This window comes from Pseudomonas sp. BF-R-30, assembly GCF_019956175.1.
In the GTDB taxonomy this organism is placed as follows: domain Bacteria; phylum Pseudomonadota; class Gammaproteobacteria; order Pseudomonadales; family Pseudomonadaceae; genus Aquipseudomonas; species Aquipseudomonas jessenii.
In genome coordinates this window covers 47692-67620 of the sequence record NZ_JAHBDE010000009.1, presented here as the reverse complement: position 1 = coordinate 67620, position 19929 = coordinate 47692, and the positions used below count along the sequence as shown (strand labels likewise).

Genomic DNA, 19929 nt, shown 5'->3' with positions numbered 1-19929 from the left:
TGGAACGCTCTCTAGTTTTTATTGGATGGATCGAGAAGTGACAACTTGGGAAACAACCTGTGGCGCCAGTCCCAGGAACGGCGCCTTGGCCCACACGACCTTGCCGCCGACCAGCGTCAGCAGCACGTCATTACGGCCCAGCTCCTCCTCGGGCACCTGCATGAAGTTCTTGTCGAGCACGATCAGGTCAGCGAACTTGCCGACTTCGACCGAGCCCAGCACCGCGTCCAGCTTCAGCTGTTCGGCGGAACTGAGGGTGATGCTGCGCAGCACCTCGGCTCGCGACAGCGCCGGATCGGCGTTGAGTCGCCCGGCATACTTGGGCCCATAGCTGTGCGGATTGCTCGGGTCGCCGGAACGGGTGACACCGACTTTCAGCGCCAGGAACTCGTCGAGGGGATCGACCGGCCAATCGCTGCCGAACGCCACTCGGCCGCCGGCATGGGCGATGCTGCCGGAAGGCTCCATGCGCTCGAATCGCTCGGCACCGAGGTGATCGCTGGTACCGTCGACCGTGGACGGTGCCTGCTGTGCCCACTGGAACGACATGGTGGCCGTGACGTCCAGTGCCTTGAAGCGTGCGTAATCCGCAGGGTCGACTGACTCGGCGTGAGCGATGGCCGGGCGGAAGTCTTGACCGGGCAGTTGCTGACGCACGTAGGCAACGCTGTCCAGAGCGTCGCGCACCGCGCGCTCGCCGGTGGCGTGCAGGTGCGGATCGAGACCGGCCTTGACCGCTTGCAGCACCAGCGGATTGAGCACCTGCGGCGGGAAGTACAGCTCGCCCAGGTTCTTGCCCGGCGTCCACTGCGGCGCCTTGTCGGTACCGCTGTTGTGCAGGTACGGGGTCAACATGGCGCCGGTGTCCGCCGGGGCGTTGATGATGCCGTCCATGAACAGTTTGACGTGGCGCATGTTCACGCCCGGTGCGACCTTCACCTCACCCTGGTCGTAGGTGCTGGCCAGGGCCTTGGCCTCGGCGATGGTTTTCACCGGGTCGGCGGCCGCGGCGGCCGGGTCCAGCTTGATCGCCAGCAAGGCCCGGGCGGTCAGTTCGCCGGACTGTTGCAGGCGGGTGAAGGCCTTGCCGTTTTCCGGCCCCGCCAGCGCATCGAAGAAACTGGTGATGCCTTGCTGGCGCATGGCGTCGAGGGCCGCTCGCATCTGATTGAGTTTTTCCGCGTCGGTCGCCGGCGGCACCACGGCGGCCAACGATTCGGCGGCGCCGTCTTCACAAATACCGTTCGGGTTGCCGGCGCTGTCGCGTCGGTATTTGCCGTCTTCGGGGTCGGCGGTGTTCTTGTTGATCCCGGCCAGTTCCAGGCCGCGGGAGTTGGTCAGCACGGTGTGGAAATCGGTGGAGCGCACCTGGATCGGACGCTGGGTCTTGAGCGCGTCCAGGGTCGATTTGTCGGCATCGCCGTCGAGCCCGGTCATGCCCATGCGGTCCCAGCTGCCCACTTCCAGCCAGACGTCCGGGCCTTTGTCCTTGTCGGCATCGAGGCAGGCCTGGATGCTCGCCTGAAACTGCGCGCGGGTCATGGTCTGGTATTTCAGGTCGCACAAGGTCATGGCGCGACCGCCATCCCCGGGGTGCATGTGTGCATCGACGAAGCCCGGCATCAGCATGCGTCCGGCCAGGTCGATCAGTTGTGTCTGCTTGCCGATGTAGCCGTCGACCCCGGCATCGCTGCCGACGTAGACGATCTTGCCACCTGAAATGGCGATGGCCTGCTGCACGGAATTCTGGCCATCGACGGTGTAGACGTAGCCATTGCGCATGACCGTGTCGGCGGGCGTCGCGCCCAATGCCATGCAGGAAAACGCCGTTGTCGACGCAACGGCGATGAACAACCTGGAAAGTCTCAAATGCCTCACCCCTGTTCTTATTGTTTTGAAGCGGCCCGAAGCGACTGCGCAAGCCCTTGTATAGACAGGGCCTACCCTATAGGGCGCGGCGCGCGAATGGACCTCTGCAAATGAGGAGGGGTCAGGCAAATAATTGAAACGGCGGGGATCAGTCCCGGCGCACGGACTCCGTCAGCGCACCCGGTGAACGCAGGACGGAGCCCAGTTCCACCTTGCTTTTCACACCGAGCTGCAAGTAGCAGTTACGCAGGTAGGTGCGCACGGTCGACGGGCTCAAGGCGAGCATTCTGGCGATTTCCTTGTAGGAGTGGCCCGCGGCGAACAGCATCGCCGCCGTGCGCTCCCGAGGTGCCAGGCCGTCCCCGCCCGACGGTGCTTCGAGGGACAGGATGACGTGTTCGGCGTTGGGGCTCAGGGTCAGGGCGCAGCGGCCCAGACGAATCACGCAGGGGGCTTTGGACAATTGCGCGATTACCTCCGGTGGCAGCGTGGAACCGCTCCAGCCGGGCAGTTCGCGCTGGATGGCGACGCACAGCCTGGCCCCCACATAGAGCAGACTGCCGTCCATGCGCGCGACACCAAAATCACTCGCGCCGTTTTCGCTGTCGAAGCGAATCATGTCCTGCACCTGAAACCGCCACAGCTGGAACAGGTGATCGCAGAACGCCAAAAACAGCTCGGCTTCGTTCTCCTCGAACGCCTGTTCATCCTGCCCCCGGTAGAGGCAGACGAAAAACATCAGGCCGCTTTCGGGCAATTCGTAGGTGATGCTCATCAAGTGATAGAGGTCGAAGCGCCGGGCGAAATCATTGACCGCCTCGCAAGGGTCGTTGAAACCCGTGTCGCACACCACCTCACCGGGACGATTGAGCGTGGCGTAGGAGAATTGATCGTTGGCCGCCACCGGATGCCATTCGGCGGCAAAGGATTCAGGAAGATTGATGCTGCCATGCATCCAGCTTTGCATGGGCACCTCAGGACCTGGTGCAGACATTTCGCCCCACCAGGCAGATGCGAAGGGCACCAGCTGACCGAATGCCTGCAGGCCATCGGCGATGAATCGCGACGCCCCGCTCTCCCGCGCCAGCCGGCCCAGGTGCAATACGCAATGATTGAACGCCTTCAGCGTGGCCAACGACCCGTCGTCGCCGACCTTGTTCCCCTCCTCCATCATGACGATCCCGTTCACTGCATGGTCTGTTGCCGGGACGATGCCATAGCGCCGGGAATGGCGTCCAGTTCGCCGTGACATCAGCAGTTACAACAACCGCTCAGCCGTACAACTGCGGCCGCCGGTCCTGATGCAGGTCATTGCGCGCACTGATGCGTTTGTTGCGCGCCTCGGCGAGGTTCAGCGTGGCCAGCAACATCTGCTCACCGCCCTGCTCCGCCGGCCCGGCCAACGGATAACCATCGGCATCGACGATGACCGAACCCTGAACCCAGCCGACCCCGCGTTCATGGCCATAGCGATCACAGGCGGCGATGAACATGCGGTTGACCGAGGCATTGGCCTGCACCCGCAGCACTTCGGCCGGGCGCTCGGTTTGCGGCCGCGGACCGTCGGGCCAATTGACCGGCGCGCACAACAGTTCGGCCCCGGCCAGCGCCGCAAGACGCACCCACTCGGGGAATTCCAGGTCGTAACAAATCAGCATGCCGAGCCGTCCATGCACCGTTTCGACCACCGGCGGTGGCGCATCGCCGGCCGTGAAGATGTCCTTCTCGGCATCCCACAGATGCGCCTTGCGGTACACCGCGCGCAGGCCGTTGGCGTCGATCATCGCCGCGCTGTTGGCCAGTTCATCAGCGGGCAGGCGCTCGCAGAAGCCGCCGACGATCACCAGGTTCAGCTCACGGGCCAGGGTCTGCCAAAGTTGCAAAGTCGGACCATCAACGGTTTCCGCCAGGCCCAGCGCCTCAAAGCGGTCGGCAAACAGATAGCCGCTCTGCACCAGTTCGGGCAGCACGACGACTTGCGCGCCCTGAAAGGCTGCCTGGCGAATCGCGCGTTCGGTGAGCGTGCGGTTGTAGGCCGGGTCGCCTATTTTCGGTGCCAGTTGGCAGCAGGCGACCACTGTGTTTTTAGCGTTGTTCAACGCACTGTCTCCGCAGATGAATGGGTCATGGCGACGATGTCGCTTTCGCTCAGCGCGTCGATCACCCGGCGTTCGGCGGCCAGATCAATCGAGCGACTGAGCAGGTAGTAGGTCAGCCCCGACACCACAAGACCCACCAGCCAGGCGATGTCCACGCCTTCAAGCATCCGCGCCAGCGGACCAACGAACACTTCCTTGTTCGCCGCTGCGTTGAAGATGTAGAAGAACGGCACCATCGCGGCGAAGCCGATCAGGTACGAAACGATGCCGCGAAATTGCCAGGCGCCGTAGATGCCTTTTGGCGTGAAGAAATGCGGGATCGCATAACGGCCCTTGCGCACGAAGAAGTAGTCCACCAGGTTGACGGCGGTCCACGGCACGAGGAAGTACAGCAGCAACACCAGGAAGGTGTTCAGCAGAGCGATGCCGTCACCTTTGATCGACAGCACGCAGGTCAACAGGATGACGCTGATCACACTGATCGAGAGCACACGGGCGCGGGGTGTCGGGGTGATTTTTTTGATCGAGTCGACGCCGGTCAGCAGCGTCAGCATGGCGCTGTAGGTGTTGAGCGCGATGATCGGCAGGAAGCCCGCCACCGAAACGATCACCAGCAGGTTGCCCAGCCCCGGAATCATCGACGAGCCGACCTGATTCAACGCCACCAGCGCATCCGCCGCTTTCAATTGCTGCGCCAGCCAGGCACCGAGGCCGATCATCCAGCTGCCCGACAACGAGGCGCCGATGAACACCGCCGCAATCAGTTTCGTCCGGCTGGTGTTTTTCGGCAGGTAACGGGAATAGTCGGACACGTAGGGTGCATAGGAAATGTTGTAGCTGGCACCGATGGCGAACAACGTGGCGAAGGCCACCCAGTTGAAGCCCAGGTCGGTTGCCGGGGTGACGCCTTCGGAACCTGCGCCGAACATCAGGGCGATGGTCACCAGTGCGTACAGCGGCAAGGTCGCCAGCAAGGCCCACTTGAAGGCCTTGTGCATCAGGTCGTGGCCGTAGATCGACAACAGCGCGCCGATCATTACCACGGCCACGGCCACGATGGTCGGGTCGATGCCAAACACATGTTCAAGGCCGTTCATGATCAGCGAGATGTTCACCACATTGAAACCGACGAACACAAACATCGTCGCCATCAACGCCAGGATCACCCCGCGATAACCGAACTGCGCACGGGACTGGATCATCTGCGGCAGGCCCATTTCCGGGCCCTGGGAGCCGTGGAACGCCATGAAAATGGTGCCGAACATGATGCCCAGGGCACCGGCGAGCATGGTCCACAGCGCCGACAAGCCGAGGCTCGGGCCGACAAAGCCGATGGAGATGGTGAAGAAGTGGAAATTGCCGAGGAACCAGAATGGGCCCTGGCTGCCGAGTTTGGCGTGACGTTCGTTTTCCGGAATGTAATCGATGGAGTGGCCTTCGATGGCCAACCCGCCGCTCGCCTCGGTGGCGTGCGCAGACACTGGGGAACCTGACATACGATTGTTCCTATGCTGTTGTTTGTTGTTTTTGTGGGTACAGCGCTCGCTACGACGTCCAGATCAGGTGAAAATCCATAAAAAGCTGACGATGACGCTGGTTTCACGGCAATGTAGGGCGTGAGTTCTGGCAGTAAAATATCGCAGGCACACTGTTCACATAGATCGGTATCTATGTAAGCGAGAATCGGGAGCCCCCATGCTGGGAACTGTTACGGAGCTGGATCTGCGTCTGATCCGGGTATTTCTGACCGTCGTCGAAGCGGGCGGCATCTCGGCGGCACAAACCGCTCTCAACACCACGCAACCCACGATCAGCGCGCAACTGGCAACGCTGGAAGCGCGGGTCGGTTTCCGCCTGTGCGAACGCGGACGCGGCGGGTTTTCGGTAACGCCCAAAGGCACTCAATTCATCGAGGCGGCCCGACGCCTGCTGGCGGCGGCCGAGGGCTTCCGGGTCGAGGTGCAGCACATCAACCGCAAAGTCTCGGGCAGCATCAACATCGGCCTGCTGGGGCAAATCGATCCGGTGGCGAACAGGAAAATCGGCCAGGCCATTGCCCGTTTGCGAGCGCGGCACGAGGGGCTGTACTTCCACTTCACCGAGCTGTCGTCGTCGCTGCTGGAAGAAAAAATCATCAATGGCCATATCGACCTGGCCATCGGTTACTTCTGGCACCGCTTGCCCAGCATCGATTATTTCCCGCTGTTCCCGGAAACCCAGATTGCCTACTGCGCGCCATCGCATCCACTGTTCGACCAGGTTGGCGCGCTGACCCGGGAAGATGTCAGCGGGTTTGACTGGGTCTGGCCGAGCCATCCGCTGCCGGAAATGCCGGCCCCCACCTCCATCGAGCGCCTGACCGTGCTCACCGACAGCATGGACGGCGCGGCCCTGCTGATTCTGTCCGGCCAGCACCTGGGGTTTCTGCCGCAGCACTACGCGACCCGGCATGAACAGCTGGGGCAGTTGCACCCGCTGAACCCGGACCTGCTGCGCTATGAGGTGAGCTTTCATGCGGCGGTGCGGCATTCGGCGCGGCAGCGGGATCTGGTGAGTGCGTTCCTGAACGAGCTGATCGAGATTTTCGGTTCACCCTTGTAGGAGCGAGCCTGCTCGCGATGGACTTCCGGGCACCGCTGGGTATCTGGCCCCCCGCGTAATCGTTAACGTCCATCGCGAGCCGGATCGCTCCTACAAGGGGGGGCGCAATGGTGTTATCAGAAGCGGATTTCAGCAGCCGGGACCACATCGATCCGGGCCACCGAGCCGCTCAGATCTGCCCAATCCTTGTTGTGTTGGGCAATGATGTCCTCGGCAGTGACATTGCCATTGTCGACGGTGGAGTGCGCGTCGGCGGCCAGCACCACGTCATAGCCCAATTGATGCGCCTGACGCAGGGTTGCATTCACGCAGTAATCGGTTTGCAGGCCGCAGATGACCAGCCTTTCGAAGTCTTCTACCGGCAACAACCGTTGCAGGTTGGTCTGATAGAACGAATCACCAGTGGTTTTGCGTACGCGATGATCTTCGGGCGATGTTTGCAGCCCTTCGGCCAATTGCCAGCCCGGGACACCGTGTTTCAACAGACCATCCTCTTCTTCATGCTGGATCAGCACCACCGGAACGCCGGCCTTGCGCGCCCGGGCAGACAGGTCATTGATGGTGTTGATGACCCGTCCAATCTCGAAGCACTCGTACTCCCCGGAACACAAAGCTTGCTGGACGTCGATGATTAATAACGCAGTGGTCATGATTTCCTTCCTTGATATGTCGAGGGATCAGGGGACGAACATAAGCCCGTCCCCCTCCGGACACAACCCTCAATAACCCAGCGACAACCCAGTGTTACGCCGTGGGTCGTTCGCCCCGTAGAAACGGTTATTGCCTACCGGTTTTCCACCCAGGGATGGCGCGCCGACAAGGATCGCCGCCAGGTGGTTGGCATCCTGGGGACCGGCGAACTTGTGGCCCCAGCTCTCGAGGATTTTCACCGTGTCCGGGCTGGTGGTGAAGGCTTCCAGGTTGGTTTCCTCCGGCAGCCACTGCTGGTGGAAACGCGGTGCATCCACCGCCTCCTGGATGTTCATGCCGTAGTCGATCACGTTGAGCATGGTCAGCAAGGTCGCGGTGATGATGCGGCTGCCACCCGGAGTGCCGACCACCATCACCACTTTGCCGTCCTTGGTGACGATGGTCGGGCTCATGGACGACAGCGGCGCCTTGCCGGGCGCGATGGCGTTGGCCTCGCCCTGTACCAGGCCGTACATGTTCGGTACGCCGATCTTCGAGGTGAAGTCGTCCATTTCATCGTTGAGGATGACCCCGGTCTTGCTCGCCATCACGCCGGCACCGAACCAGTCGTTGAGGGTGTAGGTCACCGACACCGCGTTGCCCCACTTGTCGACGATGGAGTAATGGGTGGTGTTGCTGCCTTCATGGGGCGCTACGCCGGGCTTGAGTTCACTGGATACCGCGGCTTTTTGTGGTTTGATCGCCTCGCGCAGCTTGGTCGCGTAGTTTTTATCCAGCAGGTGGGCAATCGGGTTCTTCACGAAATCCGGGTCGCCCAGGTAACTGTTGCGGTCCACATAGGCGTGGCGCATTGCCTCGATCTGATAGTGCATGCCCTGGGCCGAGTGGTAGCCCAGTTCCTTCATCGGGTAGCCTTCGAGGATGTTCATGATCTCGCAGATCACCACGCCGCCGGAGCTCGGTGGCGGTGCGGAAACCACGTGATAGCCACGGTAGTCGCACTCGATGGGCGCCAGTTCACGGGTCTTGTATTTGTCGAGGTCGGCCTGGGTGATGATGCCCTTGTTGGCCTGACTGGAGGTGACGATGGCGTCGGCCACCCAGCCTTTATAGAAACCGTCGGCGCCTTTGTCGGAGATCTCCCGCAAGGTTTTGCTCAGGTCCTTTTGCACCAGTTTCTGGCCGACCTGCATCGGCTCGCCGTTACTCAAGAAGATCGAGCCGGAATCCTTGATGTCCTTCTTGAACATGTCGGTGGCGTAATCCAGCAGATCGACATCCCCCTGCTCCAGCACGAAACCGTCTTCGGCCAGCTTGATGGCCGGGGCGATGATTTCCTTGCGCGGCTTGGTGCCGTACTTGGACAGCGCCAGTTCCATGCCCGAAACGGTGCCCGGCACGCCCACGGCCAGATGACCACGGGTACTCAGATCGGGGACGACATTGCCCTCCTTGTCCAGGTACATGTTGGCGGTTGCGGCCAGCGGGGCTTTTTCACGGAAGTCGAGGAAGGTCTTGCGCCCGTCCGCCAGTTGAATGGTCATGAAACCACCGCCGCCAAGGTTGCCTGCCGCGGGGTACACCACTGCCAGCGCATAGCCGACCGCGACCGCCGCATCCACGGCATTGCCGCCGTTCTTGAGCACATCCACGCCCACATGGCTGGCCAGGTGCTGGGCCGTGACCACCATGCCGTTTTCCCCGGTAGCCGGGGCCACGGAGGCGGCATGGGCGGTCAGGCAGCTGAGCGCCAAGGAGGTCGCAATCAGCGATTTGGCAAAAGGTTCGTACTTCATGAGTCGGTCTCTTCTTGTTATTAAACAGGGGAACGTTTCGAAAGCAGTAGGCAAGTATGGTCGGGATTACGTATTGCGCCTCCCCGCCGAGGCAGTATCCTTAACGCCTGTTCAGCAATTTTGCGCGAGCCCTGGCATGACCTATACCTGCACCACCGTGGCCTCCCCCGTGGGCCAGTTGAAGCTGGTCGCGAACGGTTCACGACTGGCGGCCATCCTCTGGGAAAACGACAAACCCGGGCGGGTGTGCCTGGGACCGATGAGCGAAGCGCCGGACAATCCGATCCTGGTGCGCACGGCTGCGCAGCTACACGAATATTTTTCCGGCACCCGCGATCGCTTCGAACTGGATCTGGATTTTGCCGGCACGGAATTTCAAAAGAAGGTCTGGGCGGCGCTGCTGACCATCCCGTTCGGCGAGACCCGCAGCTACAGCCAGATCGCCGAACAGATCGGCAACCCGGCGGCAGTCAGGGCGGTGGGTGCGGCGAATGGCAAGAACCCGATTTCGATCGTGGCGCCCTGTCATCGGGTGATTGGCGCGTCGGGCAAGCTCACCGGGTTTGCCGGTGGGCTTGAGGCGAAGGCGTTGTTGCTGACCCTGGAGGGCTGCGAGTGGTCAGGCGCCAGTCGCATGGATGATTTGTTTTAGGGACGCACTGCATCTTTGTGGCGAGGGGGCTTGCCCCCGTTGGACTGCGCAGCGGTCCCAAAAGCATTTGTACTTTTATTCTGGACGTTCGCACGCTCCGCGATGACGACTGCTTCGCAGCCGAACGGGGGCAAGCCCCCTCGCCACAAAAGCCCTTCCACCACAGGGTCAGGTTGGGGCGAAGAGGTTTTTCATCGCCGCATACTGCAACAGCATGATGGTCTTGGCGTCGCAGATTTCGCCACGGTAAAACGCTTCGAGCGCGTCCTCGAACGTCCACTCCAGCACTTCCAGCTCCTCGGTTTCCGCCTCCAGCCCGCCACCGTCGCTGACTTTCGACTTCGCGTCGTATTCGGCAATGAAGAAGTGCAGTTTTTCCGTCACCGAACCGGGGCTCATGTACGCCTCGAACACCTTCTGCACATGGTGCACGCGGTAACCCGTCTCCTCCTCCGCTTCATCGCGGATGCGGTCTTCAGGTGCCGCGCCTTCCAGCAGCCCTGCCGCCACTTCGATCAACAGCCCATCGTGACCGTTGACGAATACCGGCAGGCGAAATTGCCGGGTCAGTACCACGGTTTTCTTTTCGCGGTTGTACAGGAGAATCGCCGCGCCATTGCCACGGTCGTAGACCTCCCGGACCTGGCGTTGCCACTCGCCGTTGTTGCGTTGGTAATCGAAGGTGATTTTCTTGAGCAGGTACCAGTCGTGGGACAATACCTGAGACTCAAGGATGTTGACCCGCTCGGCTGTGTTCGACATGACAACGCGTCCTGTGATTTGTCTGAGGGTCCACATGTTAAGTGAAAACGCACAGCCTTTGCCCCCTCAGGCAAGCTGCGCCTTGTACTCCTTCTCGTATTGTCCGGCCAATGACTCTTTCTGTTTGTCGTTGAGCAGCTTGCCAGCCATCTGGAAGAACTTCTGCTCTTCTTCCTCGAGGTGATGATGCACTTTCTCCGAGAGTTTCTTCGCGGTCACCAGCCACGCCGGGCTGGACATCTCGGTGTCGTCCAGTTCCTCCATCATTTCGTCCATTTCGTGATGTTCGGCGATGCCATGACGGCTGAGGTCGATACCGTTGTCGACCTCCATCAACGGGATGTAGAAATGCCGCTCTTCGGCCGTGGCGTGTGCCTGCAATTCAGACTTGAGTTGCTTGTACGCCTCGACCCGCTCAGGCGTATCGCCGCTGGTATGGATCAGCGCTTTTGCATAGGTCCGTTGGCGTTCGTGGCTTTCACGCAAGGCTTCAAAAATGTTCACGGGGTGGTTGTCCTCATCAGCTGCGTTCTGGAGTGACGCGTCTTAAGGAATGACAGCTGCGCATTGGCCACGGTTCAACTTTTCCGGGGATGGAACAATCGCGACAACCGGGATAGGCTGCGGTTTCACTGCCATAAGGATATAGCCATGAACCTGCGTATCGAACGCAAGCACAACCCCAGCACCGAAGAGCGCGAGGCGATCCTCGTGCCGTTACGCGCCTACAACTCCTCGAAGTCTGCAAGCCCGCCACCGGAACATATCGCGTTGCTGATACGCGACGACAACGACGAAATCGTCGGCGGCGTTTACGCCCGGTTGTTCTATCAGTGGTTGTTCATAGACTTGCTGGCGGTGCCGGAACAGGCCCGGGGACAAGGCATGGGCACCCGGTTGATGCAGATGGCCGAAGACCTTGCACGGGAAAAGGAATGCGTCGGTCTGTGGCTGGAAACCTTCGAGTTCCAGGCGCCGGAGTTCTACAAGAAATGCGGCTACAGCGAGATCGGCCACATTGCCGATTACCCGCCGGGCCACAAGCACTTCTTCTTCCAGAAGCGCCTGAATTACTGACCACACACAAAACAACTGTGGGAGCGGGCTTGCTCGCGAAAGCGGTCTATCAACCAACATTGATAGCGACTGACACTAAGTCTTCGCGAGCAAGCCCGCTCCCACAAGTTACTGCGCAAGCCTTCGAATCATAGGCAAGTCGCCAACGCCGCCAACCGGCGCTTGGCCACGAAATCATCCTTCTGAGCGTAGTAGCTCAACACCGTGCCCGAGGCATCGGTGGTCACGTCGACGAAGGACTCCGCCGAACGGGTGTAAACCGTCGTGCCGCCCTTCTCCCCCGGTTGCAGATAGGCAGCGGCATCGACGCCGAACACGGCCTCGTCCTGCCAGGAAAACTGCACGCACTGGGCGACGTCTTTGCCCGGTTTTTCCGAGTTCAGGGTCTTGTACGGGGCCTTGGTGCGGGCGTCGTTCATCGCCGAGCCTGCGCATCCGGCCAGCAACGTCACGGCCAGCGCCACCATCAGAATTCGCATTGCATTCACTCATCAGGAAAAAGCGGACTTTATCACCCCGGCGGGCCGTACCGTTCTGCTTTACTGCATTTATACCGCGACAGCGCGCAACGATTCGCGCACCCTGTCGCGCCAATATCGCCCCATCGCACCCATGACTGGAAACCTGATGACACCTAATGCCGAGTTCTACAAACCGAGCACTGAATATGCCGACAAGCTGATCAGCCAGATCGGTCAGACGCCCTCCTGGATTGCCAAGCGAATCGGCGTCACCGACAAGCGGATTCGTTACATCCTCGACGGCGAAAGAACCGTCAAAGGCGAAACCACGCCGATCCAGATGACCTACATCGAACAGTTTGCCCTCGAATGCCTGGCGGCAGCGGCCAAGGCCAGCAAGAAGTAGTCTTCGTAATCCCATCCAAGGAGCGACCATGGCGGCAACCGAGCAGCAACATGAGCAGGCACTGAAGCGGTTTCTCGATGCGCGCCCCGAGTTGCGCGAAGAACTCGACCACCTCAACCCGCTGTTGGCCCAGGCCAAGGGTGAAACGGCGGCACAGTATCGCGAAGAACGGCTGCACGAAGCGTTTGAAGCTGAAGCAGAACGCCAGCAGTTGTTCGCCTGGGAACTGACGTTGCAGTTAACTGCCGCCACGCCCCGGGACTACGAAGCGCAGCGCCTTGAAGTACACCGGGAAGTGGCGGAAATGGCCGGCATGGACTGGCTGGAATATTGCGAGTTGAATGGGATAAAACCGTAAACACTGTTCATGGAGGCCATCGCCGATGCTGCCCAACACCGCCAGGACCCACGCCAGCCCCGGTCATTTGCACACACAGAAATGGCGCGGGCGCATAGGCTTGAGCCTGGTGGCCATGCTCTCGGTACTCGCCGGCATGACCGACGCCATCGGCTTCATGGCCAGCGGCGACTTCGTTTCGTTCATGAGCGGCAATACCACCCGGATGGCGGTCGCCATCAGTACTGGTGACCTTGGGTTGACCCTGCGCCTGGTGATCCTCATCGCCACCTTCATCGTCGGCAACGCGCTGGGCATTATCGTCAGCCGCCTGGGCAGACGCCGGACCCTGCCCTTGTTACTGTGCATTGCCGCCCTGCTGTGCGCCGCCGCGGCCTGGTCGTATGACGAGCAACTGCCAGCCCTGCTGGCGGCGATCATCGCCATGGGCATGCTCAACGCCGCGGTGGAAGAAGTAAATGGCCTGCCGGTGGGCCTGACCTACGTTACCGGTGCCCTGTCGCGTTTCGGCCGCGGGCTGGGCCGCTGGATGCTCGGCGAGCGCCGTAGCGGCTGGCGGGTGCAGTTGATCCCCTGGACCGGCATGTTCGCCGGCGCGGTACTCGGTGCCGTGCTGGAACACCACCTGGGGCTCAAGGCGTTGTTTGCCAGTGGCCTGCTGGCTGCCGGGCTCGGGGTGCTGTCGTTGAAGATCCCGCGGCGTTGGCAGTTGGGGTATATGCCGCGCTGAGTCTGGTGTTGTCTGGGCGGGCCTCATCGCGAGCAAGCTCGCTCCCACAAGGGATTTGCGTCGGACACAAAATCAGCAACCACCACAGGTCCACTGTGGGAGCGAGCTTGCTCGCGATGAGGCCCGCCCAGACAACATCACTTTAGCCGCCCCGCCGATAAAGCATTATCATGGCGGCAGTTTCGCTGATCGAGTCCGTCATGAAGTTCGCCATCGCCGTATTTTCCGCCGCCCATGCGCCCTCCTCGCGCCGAGCCCTGCTGTTCGCCCAGGCCGCGCTGGCCGGCGGGCACGAGATTGTCCGGCTGTTTTTCTATCAGGACGGCGTCTACAACGCGTCCGCCAGCGTGGTCACGCCCCAGGATGAACTGGACCTGCCCAAGCAATGGCGTGCCTTTGTCGGTGACCATCAACTCGATGGCGTGGTGTGCATCGCCGCCGCGCTGCGTCGTGGCGTGTTGAACGAGGAAGAAGCCAGGCGCTATCAGCGTGAGGCTGTAGCCGTCGGCGCACCGTGGGAATTGTCCGGCCTCGGCCAATTGCATGACGCGGCGCAGGATGCCGACCGTCTGATCTGTTTCGGAGGCGCATGACATGGCCAAATCCATATTGATCATCAACCGCCAGTCGCCATGGTCCGGCCCAGGCGCGCGGGAAGCGCTGGATATCGTGCTGGCCGGGGGCGCTTTCGATCTGCCGATCGGCCTGTTGTTTCTCGATGACGGCGTGTTCCAGCTGGCCGCCGGTCAGAACGCCAAGGCCCTGCAACAGAAAGACCTGAGCGCCAACCTGCAAGCCCTGCCGATGTTCGGTGTCGAGGAACTGTTTGCCTGTGGCGACAGCATCACCCAGCGTGGCCTGGACCCCAGCGGCCTGTCGCTGGAAGAAGCCCAGGTATTGGCCGCCCACGAAATCACCGCCCTCATTGACCGTTACGACCAGGTGATCACCCTCTGATGTCGACTTTGCATGTGTTGTCTCATTCCCCGTTCGGCGACGAACGCCTGACCAGTTGCCTGCGCGTGATCGGCGCCAACGACGGGTTGCTGTTGTCCGGTGATGCCGCCTATGCATTGCAACCAGGCACCGCGCCGTTCACTGCGCTCAGCACGCGCGGCCTGAAGCTGTTCGTGCTGGCCGAAGATGCCCAGGCCCGTGCGCTTGCGGTTCCAGACTGGGCCAGTGCCATCGATTACCCGGCCTTCGTCGAGCTGTCGATTCACTACGACAAGGTCAACAGTTGGCTATGAAGGCATTGACGGTCGGCCCCCGCGCCATCGAACTGGACAAGGACGGTTTCCTGGTCGAACTGAGTGACTGGTCCGCCGATGTGGCCAGTGCCCTGGCGGCTGCCGAAGACATCGAGTTGACGCCCGAACACTGGGAAGTCCTCGAACTGCTGCGCAGTTTCTACGCTGAATTCCAGCTGTCACCGGCCACCCGCCCCTTGATCAAGTACACCGCATTGAAACTCGGCCCGGAAAAAGGCAACAGCCTGCACCTGAACCGACTGTTCAAAGGCACTCCCGCCAAACTCGCCGCGAAACTGGCGGGCCTGCCCAAACCGACGAATTGCTTATGACCGATTACCCAGCACTGACACTCGAAACGCCCGCCGAGCACCCGTTCGCCCAGTTCGTACGGATCCTTGGCAAAGGCAAGCGCGGCGCTCGTGACCTGACCCGGGTCGAGGCCCGCGAAGCCATGGGCATGGTGCTCGATGAAAAGGTCGAGGAAACCCAGCTCGGCGCCTTCCTGATGCTGTTGCGGCACAAGGAAGAAAGCTTCGAGGAGATGGCGGGTTTCACCGAAGCCTTGCGCGAACGCCTGAATCCTCCGGCAATGGCAGTGGATCTGGACTGGCCGACCTATGCCGGCAAGAAGCGGCACTTGCCGTGGTATCTGCTGGCGGCCAAGTGCCTGGCGCAAAACGGCGTGCGGATTTTCATGCACGGCGGCGGCGCCCACACGGCCGGACGCTTGTACAGCGAGCAACTGCTGGGCGAATTGAACATCCCGTTGTGCCGTAACTGGCAACAGGTGGGGTCGGCGCTGGATAACGGCGGCCTGGCCTTCATGCCATTGATGGACTGGGCGCCACAGCTGCAACGCATGATCGATCTGCGTAATACCCTGGGCCTGCGCTCGCCGATCCACTCCCTGGCGCGGATTCTCAACCCGCTGGGCGCCCGTTGCGGCCTGCAGAGCATTTTCCACCCGGGTTATCAGGCCGTGCATCGCGACGCCAGTGGATTGCTCGGTGATACCGCCATCGTGATCAAGGGCGATGGCGGCGAAATAGAGATCAACCCGGACGCCGACAGTCACCTGTACGGTACGAGCGGGGGCGAGAGCTGGGACGAGGAATGGCCGCAGTTGTCGGCGCAGCGTCACGTCAAACCTGCCTCGCTTGATCCTGAGCATTTGAAAGCTGTCTGGCGTGGCGACGTGGTCGACAGCTACCCGCAAATGGCCCTGATCTCGACCATGGCCTTGGCCCTGCGTGGCCTCGGCCAGACCCGCGAACAGGCCTTCGAAACCGCTGAAAAATACTGGGCCGCGCGGGACAAATCGATTTAATCGATCATTCGCGCCCGATCTTTGCGCTTTTTGTTCGAACTCATCGGAATAGACTCGACTCCATCAATTATGGGTTTCGGGAGTCTTGAACATGGGTTTGTTAGTGGATGGCCGCTGGCAGGACAAGTGGTACGAAAGCAGCAAGGACGGCGCGTTCCAGCGCGAACAGGCGCAGCGTCGCAACTGGCTGACCGCTGACGGCAAGCCGGGACCGACCGGCATCGGCGGTTTCGCGGCCGAACCCGGGCGCTATCACCTGTACGTGTCCCTGGCCTGTCCGTGGGCCCATCGCACACTGATCCTGCGCAAACTCAAAGGCCTCGAAAACCTGATCGACGTTTCGGTGGTCAGTTGGTTGATGCTGGAAAACGGCTGGACCTTCGACCGGAACCTGGGTTCGACCGGCGACAAGCTCGACCACTTCGAATTCATGCACCAGCGCTACACCGCCGACACCGCCGACTACACCGGTCGCGTCACCGTGCCGGTGCTGTGGGACAAACAGCAAAAGCGTATCGTCAACAATGAATCATCGGAAATCATCCGCATGTTCAATGGCGCCTTCGACGATCTGACCGGTAACGACCTGGACTTCTACCCGGCGCCGCTGCGGGGAGAAATCGATGCGTTGAACGAGCGGATTTACCCGGCGGTGAACAATGGCGTGTACCGCGCCGGGTTTGCTACCTCGCAACAGGCTTATGAACAAGCCTTCGATGAGGTGTTTGCCGAGCTGGACCGACTGGAGCTGCTACTGGGTGCCAACCGCTATCTGGCGGGCGAGTACCTGACCGAAGCGGACATCCGCCTGTTCACCACGCTGATTCGCTTCGATGCGGTGTACTACGGGCACTTCAAGTGCAATCTGCGGCGGATTGCGGATTATCCGAACCTGTCGAACTGGCTGCGGGAGATTTATCAGTGGTCGGGGATTGCCGAGACCGTCGACTTCACCCACATCAAAAACCACTACTATGCCAGCCACCGCACCATCAACCCGACGGGTGTGGTGCCGAAAGGGCCGGCGCAGGACTTCACCGCGGCCCATGATCGGGAGCGGTTGAGTGGGAAAGGGGTTTGGCGCAGAGCTTGAGATTTGTGCAGGTTTTGAAGACCCCATCGCGAGCAAGCTCGCTCCCACAGGGGATTTGTGTCGTTCACAAATCCCCTGTGGGAGCGAGCTTGCTCGCGATGAGGGCAACTCGGTCTCAGACCTGCCCCTGAGCCCCTTCGAACCACGCCAGTTTCTCGCGCAGTTGCACCACTTCACCCACGATCACCAAGGTCGGCGCATGCACTTCATGCTCCGCCACCAGTCGTGGCAGGTCCGCCAGGGTGCCGGTAAACACCCGCTGGTTGACCGTGGTGCCCTGCTGGATCAGTGCCGCTGGGGTATCGGCAGCGCGACCATGCTTGATCAACTGTTCGCAGATGATCGGCAAGCCCACCAGCCCCATGTAGAACACCAGGGTTTGCGCCGGGGCGACCAGATCGGCCCATGGCAAATCGCTGGAGCCGTCCTTGAGGTGGCCGGTGATGAAACGCACCGACTGCGCATAATCGCGGTGGGTCAGCGGAATCCCGGCATAGGCCGCGCAACCGCTGGCTGCCGTGATCCCCGGCACGACCTGGAACGGGATGCCATGGGCCGCCAGTTCTTCGATCTCCTCGCCACCACGACCGAAGATGAACGGATCGCCGCCCTTCAATCGCACCACACGCTTGCCTTGCTTGGCCAGATCCACCAATTGCTGGTTGATCTGATCCTGCGGCACCGCGTGATCGGATCGGCGCTTGCCGACGTAAACCCGCTCGGCGTCGCGACGGCACAGTTCGAGAATCGCCGGTGCCACCAAACGGTCGTACAGCACCACGTCGGCTTGCTGCATCAGACGCAATGCCTTGAACGTCAGCAGGTCGGGATCACCTGGCCCTGCGCCCACCAGATAGACTTCACCGGTCGCCACTGGCGCCTCACCATCGATTTTCGCCTGGAGCAACCGCTCGGCTTCACCGCCCTGCCCAGCCAGTTGCCGATCGGCAACCGGGCCCTGGAAAACATCCTCCCAGAACGCCCGACGCTGCTGCACATCCGGAAACAGGCCTTTGACCTGATGACGGAATCGCGCAGCCAGCCCGGCCAATTGACCGTAGGTGGAAGGAATCCAGGTTTCGATCTTGGCGCGAATCAAACGCGCCAGCACCGGCGCATCGCCGCCGCTAGACACTGCAATGATCAAGGGAGAACGGTCGACGATGGCCGGGAAGATCACGCTGCACAGGGCCGGCGCGTCCACCACATTGACCGGCACGCAACGCCGATGGGCATCGGCGGAAACTTGTGCGTTGAGCGTTTCGTCGTCGGTGGCGGCAATGATCAGCCCGCAACCGTCCAGATCCGCCTCGGCGTAGCCACGCAACAGGCACTCGCCACCGCTGCCGGCAACTAGCTCGCGCAATTGCGCTTCGATTTCAGGTGCAACCACCCGCAGCAGCGCACCGGCATCGGCCAGCAGGCGGGATTTGCGCAAGGCAATCTCCCCCCCGCCGACGACCAACACACGACTGCCGCGAAGGTTGTGAAACAGCGGCAGATAGTTCATTTAGCCGATGACCTCAAGGCCACCCATGTAGGGCTTGAGGACTTCAGGCACACGGATGGAACCGTCGGCCTGCTGATAGTTCTCGAGCACCGCGACCAGGGTACGGCCCACCGCCAGGCCGGAGCCGTTCAGGGTGTGTACCAGTTCCGGCTTGCCGGTTTCCGGGTTGCGGAAACGCGCTTGCATGCGGCGGGCCTGGAAGTCGCCGCAGTTGGAGCACGACGAGATTTCGCGGTACTTGTCCTGGCTCGGGATCCACACTTCCAGGTCGTAGGTCTTGACCGCGCTGAAGCCCATGTCGCCGGTGCACAGCGCCAGAGTGCGGTAAGGCAGTTCCAGCAGTTGCAGGACTTTCTCGGCGTTGGCGGTCAGGCCTTCCAGCGCTTCCATGGATTTCGATGGCTCGACGATCTGCACCATTTCAACTTTTTCGAACTGGTGCTGGCGGATCATGCCGCGGGTGTCACGACCCGATGCACCGGCTTCGCTGCGGAAGCACGGCGTGTGGGCGACGAACTTGATTGGCAGCAGTTTCGAATCGACGATTTCGCCGGCGACGATGTTGGTCAGCGACACTTCGGCGGTCGGGATCAGGTACAGGTCGGCTTCGCCTTCGCGCGCGATCTTGAACAGGTCTTCTTCGAACTTCGGCAGCTGGCCGGTGCCTTGCAGCGCCGGGGCCTGGACCAGATAAGGCGTGTAGGCCTCTTCGTAGCCGTGCTCGGTGACGTGCAGGTTGATCATGAACTGCGCCAGGGCGCGGTGCAGACGGGCAATCGGGCCGCGCAGCAGGGCGAAACGGGCGCCGGACAGCTTGGCGGCGGTTTCGAAGTCCAGCCAGCCGAACTTCTCGCCCAGGGCGACGTGGTCCTGAACCGGGAAATCGAAGGCAGTCGGGGTGCCCCAGCGGCGCACTTCGACGTTGCCGTCTTCGTCTTCGCCGACCGGCACCGATTCGTGCGGCAGGTTGGGGATACCCAGCAGGATCGAGTCCAGATCGGTCTGGATCGCGTCCAGTTCGACTTTACCCGCGCTCAATTCGCCCGCCATGCGCTCGACGTCCGCCATCAGCGGCGCGATGTCTTCGCCGCGCTGCTTGGCCTGACCGATGGATTTGGAGCGCGCATTACGTTCAGCCTGCAGTGCTTCGGTGCGGGTCTGGACGGTCTTGCGCTGTTCTTCCAGCGCTTCGATGCGCGCAACATCCAGGGTATAGCCACGGGATGCCAGGCGGTCCGCTACGTCCTGAAGGTTGCTACGTAACAGTTTGGAATCGAGCATGTC

General features: G+C 61.4%; 23 protein-coding genes. 12 read left to right on the top strand and 11 right to left on the bottom strand.

Annotated elements, in window-relative coordinates; genetic code table 11:
- Positions 1-18: 18 nt before the first annotated feature.
- From KGB20_RS06185 to KGB20_RS06170, 4 genes are all read right to left on the bottom strand, one after another.
- Complete coding sequence (locus tag KGB20_RS06185; protein ID WP_223532176.1) at positions 19-1815, bottom strand: amidohydrolase; 1797 nt, start codon at positions 1813-1815, stop codon at positions 19-21.
- 202 nt (positions 1816-2017) lie between these two features.
- Positions 2018-3040: a helix-turn-helix transcriptional regulator gene (locus KGB20_RS06180; RefSeq protein ID WP_223532174.1), complete on the bottom strand. Its 1023-nt coding sequence runs from the start codon at positions 3038-3040 to the stop codon at positions 2018-2020.
- A 100-nt stretch (positions 3041-3140) separates the two neighbouring features.
- Positions 3141-3968, bottom strand: coding sequence for a nitrilase-related carbon-nitrogen hydrolase (locus KGB20_RS06175; RefSeq protein ID WP_223532158.1), 828 nt, complete (start codon positions 3966-3968; stop codon positions 3141-3143).
- Positions 3965-5464, bottom strand: coding sequence for a purine-cytosine permease family protein (locus tag KGB20_RS06170; RefSeq protein ID WP_150814733.1), 1500 nt, complete (start codon positions 5462-5464; stop codon positions 3965-3967). The genes KGB20_RS06175 and KGB20_RS06170 overlap by 4 nt, the downstream gene beginning before the upstream one ends.
- 199 nt (positions 5465-5663) lie before the next feature.
- Between KGB20_RS06170 and KGB20_RS06165 the strand changes: the two genes are divergently transcribed.
- The gene (locus tag KGB20_RS06165) at positions 5664-6569 is read left to right on the top strand and encodes a LysR family transcriptional regulator (RefSeq protein ID WP_150814734.1); all 906 of its coding nucleotides are present in this window, start codon (positions 5664-5666) and stop codon (positions 6567-6569) included.
- 116 nt (positions 6570-6685) lie between these two features.
- On the opposite strand, the gene KGB20_RS06160 is transcribed toward KGB20_RS06165, so the two are convergent.
- On the bottom strand, positions 6686-7219 hold the full coding sequence (locus KGB20_RS06160; protein ID WP_223532157.1) for a cysteine hydrolase family protein: 534 nt from the start codon (positions 7217-7219) through the stop codon (positions 6686-6688).
- Positions 7220-7288: 69 nt separating this feature from the next.
- Positions 7289-9016, bottom strand: a complete 1728-nt coding sequence (gene ggt, locus KGB20_RS06155) for a gamma-glutamyltransferase (protein WP_154947854.1) — start codon at positions 9014-9016, stop codon at positions 7289-7291.
- Between the two features lie 136 nt (positions 9017-9152).
- Here ggt and KGB20_RS06150 point away from each other — a divergent pair, with 136 nt between their 5' ends.
- Complete coding sequence (locus KGB20_RS06150) at positions 9153-9668, top strand: methylated-DNA--[protein]-cysteine S-methyltransferase (protein ID WP_150814737.1); 516 nt, start codon at positions 9153-9155, stop codon at positions 9666-9668.
- A gap of 168 nt (positions 9669-9836) precedes the next feature.
- On the opposite strand, the gene KGB20_RS06145 is transcribed toward KGB20_RS06150, so the two are convergent.
- Positions 9837-10430, bottom strand: coding sequence for an NUDIX domain-containing protein (locus tag KGB20_RS06145; protein WP_150814738.1), 594 nt, complete (start codon positions 10428-10430; stop codon positions 9837-9839).
- Between the two features lie 66 nt (positions 10431-10496).
- Positions 10497-10934 (bottom strand): hemerythrin domain-containing protein, encoded by a 438-nt coding sequence (locus KGB20_RS06140; protein ID WP_150814739.1) that lies wholly within the window; start codon positions 10932-10934, stop codon positions 10497-10499.
- 147 nt (positions 10935-11081) lie between these two features.
- Between KGB20_RS06140 and KGB20_RS06135 the strand changes: the two genes are divergently transcribed.
- Positions 11082-11507, top strand: coding sequence for a GNAT family N-acetyltransferase (locus tag KGB20_RS06135; RefSeq protein ID WP_150814740.1), 426 nt, complete (start codon positions 11082-11084; stop codon positions 11505-11507).
- A gap of 128 nt (positions 11508-11635) precedes the next feature.
- Here the strand turns inward: KGB20_RS06135 and KGB20_RS06130 are convergent, their stop codons facing one another.
- A complete protein-coding gene (locus KGB20_RS06130; protein WP_090456593.1) occupies positions 11636-11986 on the bottom strand; it encodes a hypothetical protein in 351 nt (116 codons plus the stop codon).
- Between the two features lie 148 nt (positions 11987-12134).
- Here KGB20_RS06130 and KGB20_RS06125 point away from each other — a divergent pair, with 148 nt between their 5' ends.
- From KGB20_RS06125 to KGB20_RS06085, 9 genes are all read left to right on the top strand, one after another.
- Positions 12135-12374 (top strand): hypothetical protein, encoded by a 240-nt coding sequence (locus KGB20_RS06125; RefSeq protein ID WP_150814751.1) that lies wholly within the window; start codon positions 12135-12137, stop codon positions 12372-12374.
- Between the two features lie 28 nt (positions 12375-12402).
- Positions 12403-12732 carry a DUF6388 family protein gene (locus KGB20_RS06120; RefSeq protein ID WP_102670523.1) on the top strand — a complete coding sequence of 110 codons (330 nt, stop codon included), beginning with the start codon at positions 12403-12405 and terminating at the stop codon, positions 12730-12732.
- A gap of 25 nt (positions 12733-12757) precedes the next feature.
- Complete coding sequence (locus tag KGB20_RS06115) at positions 12758-13462, top strand: YoaK family protein (protein ID WP_090456597.1); 705 nt, start codon at positions 12758-12760, stop codon at positions 13460-13462.
- Between the two features lie 200 nt (positions 13463-13662).
- Entirely contained in the window at positions 13663-14055 is a 393-nt protein-coding gene (tusD, locus tag KGB20_RS06110) for a sulfurtransferase complex subunit TusD (protein WP_150814752.1), read from the top strand.
- A gap of 1 nt (position 14056) precedes the next feature.
- Entirely contained in the window at positions 14057-14419 is a 363-nt protein-coding gene (gene tusC / locus KGB20_RS06105; protein ID WP_150814741.1) for a sulfurtransferase complex subunit TusC, read from the top strand.
- Positions 14419-14712 carry a sulfurtransferase complex subunit TusB gene (tusB, locus tag KGB20_RS06100; RefSeq protein ID WP_150814742.1) on the top strand — a complete coding sequence of 98 codons (294 nt, stop codon included), beginning with the start codon at positions 14419-14421 and terminating at the stop codon, positions 14710-14712. The genes tusC and tusB overlap by 1 nt, the downstream gene beginning before the upstream one ends.
- Entirely contained in the window at positions 14709-15044 is a 336-nt protein-coding gene (locus KGB20_RS06095) for a TusE/DsrC/DsvC family sulfur relay protein (protein ID WP_057714179.1), read from the top strand. Before tusB ends, KGB20_RS06095 begins: the two co-directional genes overlap by 4 nt.
- Positions 15041-16042: a glycosyl transferase family protein gene (locus KGB20_RS06090; protein WP_154946703.1), complete on the top strand. Its 1002-nt coding sequence runs from the start codon at positions 15041-15043 to the stop codon at positions 16040-16042. Before KGB20_RS06095 ends, KGB20_RS06090 begins: the two co-directional genes overlap by 4 nt.
- 91 nt (positions 16043-16133) lie before the next feature.
- Positions 16134-17135: a glutathione S-transferase family protein gene (locus tag KGB20_RS06085; protein ID WP_154861340.1), complete on the top strand. Its 1002-nt coding sequence runs from the start codon at positions 16134-16136 to the stop codon at positions 17133-17135.
- 115 nt (positions 17136-17250) lie between these two features.
- Here the strand turns inward: KGB20_RS06085 and cysG are convergent, their stop codons facing one another.
- Together cysG and serS are read right to left on the bottom strand one after the other, a co-directional pair.
- Entirely contained in the window at positions 17251-18645 is a 1395-nt protein-coding gene (cysG, locus tag KGB20_RS06080; RefSeq protein ID WP_090456605.1) for a siroheme synthase CysG, read from the bottom strand.
- The gene (gene serS / locus KGB20_RS06075; RefSeq protein WP_223532155.1) at positions 18646-19926 is read right to left on the bottom strand and encodes a serine--tRNA ligase; all 1281 of its coding nucleotides are present in this window, start codon (positions 19924-19926) and stop codon (positions 18646-18648) included.
- Positions 19927-19929: the final 3 nt, after the last annotated feature.